Consider the following 4,525-nt stretch of genomic DNA (forward strand, 5'->3'; position numbering starts at 1 on the left):
GTGCCGCTGACGGGGCGCGGGCTGGCGGCGATGCTGCTGCGCCGGCCCTTCGGCTCGCGCCGGGTGCTGGCGCTGATCCACTGGCAGGCGGTCAAGCTGTGGTGGAAGGGGGCGCGGTTCCATTCCCGGCCCGAGCCGCCGGAGGCCGAGATCACCCGATGACCCATCGCCTGCCCGCCTATGGGCTCTTCGCCGCCATGATCGCGGCGGCGGGCCTGCCGCTCTATATCCACGCGCCCAAGGTCTACGTGGACGACCACGGCGTGAGCCTCGCCGCGCTGGGCGCGGTGCTCTTCGGGCTCAGGCTCCTCGACGTGGTGCAGGACCCGCTGCTCGGCCGGCTGGCCGCGGCACTGCAGGCGCGGCGGGCGCAGGCGGTGGGCGTCGCGGTGGCGGTGATCGCGGGCGGGATGGTCGGGCTTTTCGCGGTGACGCCGCCGGTGGCGCCGCTCCTGTGGTTCGCGCTCATGCTGACGCTCGTCTTCTCGTCGTTCAGCTTCCTCACCATCGCCTTTTACGCGCAGGGCGTGACCACGGCAGCGGACCTCGGCGCGGGCGGGCACCTGCGGGTGGCGCGCTGGCGCGAGACCGGGGCGCTCCTCGGTGTCTGCGCGGCGGCGGTGGCGCCCGAGGGGCTGGGCTTCGCGGGCTTCGCGCTCGCCTTCGCGGCGCTCGCGCTCGCCGCAGGGCTCTCGATGCGGGGCGAGTGGCGCGGGCCGCTCACCGCGCCGGAGGCGGCGGGCTTCGCGCCGGTGCTGCGCGACCCGGCCGCGCGGCGGCTGCTGCTCGTGGCGCTCGTCAACGCGACGCCGGTGGCGGTGACCTCGACGCTCTTTCTCTTCTTCGTCGAGAGCCGGCTCCAGACACCGGGGATGGAGGGGCCGCTGCTCTTGCTCTTCTTCCTTGCCGCGGCGGTCAGCGCGCCGGCCTGGGGCAAGGCGGCGGATCGCTACGGCGCGCGGCGCGTGCTGCTCGTGGGCATGGGCACCTCGGTGGTGGGCTTCGTCTTCGCGCTGGGGCTGGGGGCCGGCGACTGGCCGGCCTTCGCGGTCATCTGCGTGGTGACCGGCGCCGCGCTCGGCGCGGACATGGTCGTGCTCTCGGCGCTCTTCGCGCGCCGGCTCGAGGCCGTCGCCCCCGGCGCGGCGGAGGGCTTCGGCCTCTGGTCCTTCGTCACCAAGGCCACGCTGGCCGTCGCTGCGGCGACGCTCCTGCCGACGCTGGAGGCAGCGGGCTTCGAGGCCGGGACCGACAACGATGCACAGGCGCTCTGGACGCTCACGCTCCTCTACGCGGGACTGCCTTGCGCGCTGAAACTCATCGCCATCGCGCTCCTGGCCACTGCGCCGCTCGGGCGGATGGGCGACGACACGGGGACGGACACCGCATGGACCACCTGATTTTCGCGATCCTCGGCGCGCTTGTCGCCGCGGCGCTGGTCTGGGCGCGCACGCGCTTCGCCGGCTTTCTCGCCCAGCGACCCGAGGATTACGCCGAGAGCGCGCCGCGCTTCGACATCCGTCGCCACCTGAACGGCCCGCTCGTCTGCGACGGGGTGATCTACGGGCCCACCGGGCGCGTCGCCTCGCGCTTCACGGGAGAGTTCGACGTCTCCTGGGACGGCAACACCGGCGAGATGCGCGAGCGGTTCGACTACGACAGCGGGGCGGTGCAGCACCGCGCGTGGCACTTGACGCTCGGCAACGACGGACGCATCCGGGCGCGGGCCGAGGATGTCGTCGGCGACGGCGAGGGGGTGCAGAGCGGATCGGCCGTGCGGCTGAAATACCGCCTGCGCCTGCCCGAGGCCTCGGGGGGCCATGTGCTCGACACGACGGACTGGATGTACCTGACTCCGGCCGGAACCATCGTGAACCGGAGCCAGTTTCGCAAATACGGAATCAAGGTGGCCGAACTCGTGGCGACCATGCGCAGAAAGGATGCGGCGTGAGGGACTGGACCGGCAAGCGCTACTGGCTCATCGGCGCGAGCGAGGGGCTCGGCGAGGCGCTCGCCGAGCGCATGAGCCGCGCGGGCGTCGAGCTCGTGCTCTCGGCGCGCTCGCGCGACAAGCTCGAGGCGCTGGCCGAACGCCTGCCGGGTCGCGCGTGGGCCGTGCCGCTCGACGTGCGCGACCTCGACAGCGTCAGAGAGGCCGCCGAGGCGGCGGGCGAGATCGACGGCATGGTCTTTCTCGCCGGCGCCTACTGGCCCTTCAGCGCCCGCGAGATCGACGCCGAGAAGATCGAGACGATGGGCGACATCAACTTCACCGGTGCGCTGCGCGCGGTCTCGGTCGCCCTGCCGCCGATGGTCGCGCGCGACCGGGGCCATGTCGTGCTGACCGGCTCGCTTTCGGGCTTCCGCGGCCTGCCGGGGGCGGTGGGCTACGCGCCGTCGAAGGCCGGGGTCATGGTGCTCGCGGAGAGCATGCACTGCGACCTGCGCAAGACCGGCGTCGATGTGCAGGTGGCCAACCCCGGTTTCATCCGCACCCGGCTCACCGACAAGAACGACTTTCACATGCCCTTCCTGATGGAGCCGGAGGACGCGGCGCAGCGCATGTTCGAGTTCATGTCGCGCGGCGGTTTCAAGTACAGCTTCCCGACCGTCTTCTCCTGGCTCTTCCGTGGCGGACAGTTCCTGCCGGACTGGCTTTACTATCGGATCTTCTCGTAACATCCTGCGCGCTCCCGAGTGAGCCGCAGGAGGTGTCCGATGCCCACAATCTCTCCCCGCAAGGTCGCGCAGGTCATCATCATGGCGCGCGAACTCGACCGCGCGGAGGCGGAGTTGCGCGCCTTCATCGAGCGCATGGACGAGGACGAGCAGGCGGAGCTCGTGGCGATCATGTGGATCGGGCGCGGCGCCTTCGAGGCCGACGACTGGCACGAGGCGCGCGCGACGGCCTACGAGGAGGCGACGACGCCGACCGCGGACTACCTGATCGGCACGCCGCATCTCTCCGACAATCTCGAGGCCGGGCTCGAGGCGCTCGGCATTTCCCCGCAGGAGGCGGAGGACGACCTCCTGTGACGGCCGCGCATGCCGGGGCTGTCGGCGCGACGGAACCCCGGCGCCTCCCTTTCGTTGTGTGCCCGACGATAACGGACACCACGGAAAGGAGACAGTCATGCAGACCGCAAAGACCCTGATGACGACCGCCGCCGCCCTTGGCCTGACCGCAGGCGTGGCGCTCGCGCAGGATGCCGAAATCGAACAGCGGATGTACATGACCGACGCCGACGGTCAGCTCTACGAGGTCACCGTGATCGAGGTCGAGGAAGAGGACTATGACGACGCGGAGCGCGACTTCATCGACAACATCCGCACGGCCCGGGAGCAGGAGCGCGGTTCCGCCGAGACCCCGGTCGAGGGCGACCGGGAGGCACTGGTGCTGACCGAGCACTACTTCACCGAGCGCACGGAAGAGACCGGCGACCCGGACGCGGTGCAGGACGTGACCGAGTTCGAGGACGATCAGGAGGAAGACGAGGAGATCGAGCAGCGCCCGACCGGCCACGACGAGTGATGCCGCGGCCGTTGCCGTGAACCGCAAAGGGGCGCGCCCGCGCGGCGCGCCCTTGTCGCGTCAGGCGTGGTGCACGATCTCGAGGTGCTGCGCGAGGCGCGCGACCTCGCCCATCCAGCGCGCCACCAGCGCCGGGTCCGAGGGCGCGGCCGAGACGCCGGGCGCGATCTCGTCCGCCGCGACCGAGCGGACCGCCTGCGCCACCATCTGGCTGACGAGCCGCCCCATCGCGGTGCCGCTCTCGTCGCCCCAGGCGTCCATCACGTAGGTGCGGTGCCAGACCGGCGCGCCCTCCCGCGCCGCCTCGAGGCTGACGCAGAGCACCACGCGATCCGGCTCGCCCGGGTCGTAGGCGTGCTCCTGCCAGAGCCGTTCCGACAGATCACGCAGCACCGCCTCGCCCTCCGCGCCCGCCGGCAGGTCCTCCACCGTCCGGAAGATATCGGCCCAGGCCTCGGACCAGCCCTCGAGCCGCAGGGTGCCGCGGACGAAGTCCTTTACCCGCCAGTCGGGCGCGAAGCCGTAGTCTTCCATGAAGGGGAGCGAATCGCGGTTCGGATAGACCTCGAAGCTCTCGGGCGCCGGGAGCGGCGCGGTGTAGCTCGAGATGGCGTCCCACGGCCGATCCACCCGCAGCTCCTCGAAGTCGCGGAGCGAGCGCGAGGGCGACTTCAGCGCCTTCAGCACGCCGAGCGGCGACCAGGAGAACTTGTAGCGGAAGGGGTTGGCGTGCTTCGGCACCCCGCCGCAGTAGCTGGTGAACGAAAGCGTGTTCGCAGGATCGAAAGCTTCCGACGCGCGGTAGTCCGCGACCAGCCGGTGCGCCATCAGGTGATCGATGCCCGGGTCCAGCCCCACCTCGTTGACGAGCGCGACGCCCGCCGCCTTCGCGCTGGCGTCGAGCGCGCGCATCTCCGGCGCGATGTAGGAGGAGGAGACGAAATGCGCGCCCGCCTTGATCGCCGCCTCCGCGATCGGCACATGCCAGTCGCC

7 protein-coding genes are annotated in these 4,525 nt (G+C 71.3%); 6 read left to right on the forward strand and 1 reads right to left on the reverse strand.

The window, feature by feature from the left end; all coding sequences use genetic code 11:
- From ACESL7_RS13270 to ACESL7_RS13295, 6 genes are all read left to right on the forward strand, one after another.
- The coding region (locus ACESL7_RS13270; RefSeq protein WP_372893792.1) for a DUF1365 family protein at positions 1-162 on the forward strand (162 nt) is incomplete at its 5' end.
- Entirely contained in the window at positions 159-1,400 is a 1,242-nt protein-coding gene (locus ACESL7_RS13275; protein WP_372893786.1) for an MFS transporter, read from the forward strand. The genes ACESL7_RS13270 and ACESL7_RS13275, both read left to right, overlap by 4 nt.
- Positions 1,388-1,951, forward strand: coding sequence for a DUF3833 family protein (locus ACESL7_RS13280; RefSeq protein ID WP_372893787.1), 564 nt, complete (start codon positions 1,388-1,390; stop codon positions 1,949-1,951). The genes ACESL7_RS13275 and ACESL7_RS13280 overlap by 13 nt, the downstream gene beginning before the upstream one ends.
- Complete coding sequence (locus ACESL7_RS13285; protein ID WP_372893788.1) at positions 1,948-2,679, forward strand: SDR family NAD(P)-dependent oxidoreductase; 732 nt, start codon at positions 1,948-1,950, stop codon at positions 2,677-2,679. Before ACESL7_RS13280 ends, ACESL7_RS13285 begins: the two co-directional genes overlap by 4 nt.
- A 39-nt stretch (positions 2,680-2,718) precedes the next feature.
- Positions 2,719-3,036 carry a DUF3775 domain-containing protein gene (locus ACESL7_RS13290; RefSeq protein WP_372893789.1) on the forward strand — a complete coding sequence of 106 codons (318 nt, stop codon included), beginning with the start codon at positions 2,719-2,721 and terminating at the stop codon, positions 3,034-3,036.
- A gap of 97 nt (positions 3,037-3,133) precedes the next feature.
- Positions 3,134-3,532: a hypothetical protein gene (locus tag ACESL7_RS13295; protein WP_372893790.1), complete on the forward strand. Its 399-nt coding sequence runs from the start codon at positions 3,134-3,136 to the stop codon at positions 3,530-3,532.
- A gap of 60 nt (positions 3,533-3,592) precedes the next feature.
- Here ACESL7_RS13295 and ACESL7_RS13300 read toward each other — a convergent pair.
- The coding region (locus ACESL7_RS13300; protein WP_372893791.1) for a saccharopine dehydrogenase C-terminal domain-containing protein at positions 3,593-4,525 on the reverse strand (933 nt) is incomplete at its 5' end.

It is taken from the genome of Rhodosalinus sp., assembly GCF_041685465.1.
Lineage (GTDB): Bacteria > Pseudomonadota > Alphaproteobacteria > Rhodobacterales > Rhodobacteraceae > Rhodosalinus.

Coding starts and splice junctions, on each gene's coding strand:
- ACESL7_RS13275 (WP_372893786.1), top strand. CDS start 159: ATGACCCATCGCCTGCCCGCCTATGGGCTCTTCGCCGCCATGATCGCG.
- ACESL7_RS13280 (WP_372893787.1), top strand. CDS start 1,388: ATGGACCACCTGATTTTCGCGATCCTCGGCGCGCTTGTCGCCGCGGCG.
- ACESL7_RS13290 (WP_372893789.1), top strand. CDS start 2,719: ATGCCCACAATCTCTCCCCGCAAGGTCGCGCAGGTCATCATCATGGCG.
- ACESL7_RS13295 (WP_372893790.1), top strand. CDS start 3,134: ATGCAGACCGCAAAGACCCTGATGACGACCGCCGCCGCCCTTGGCCTG.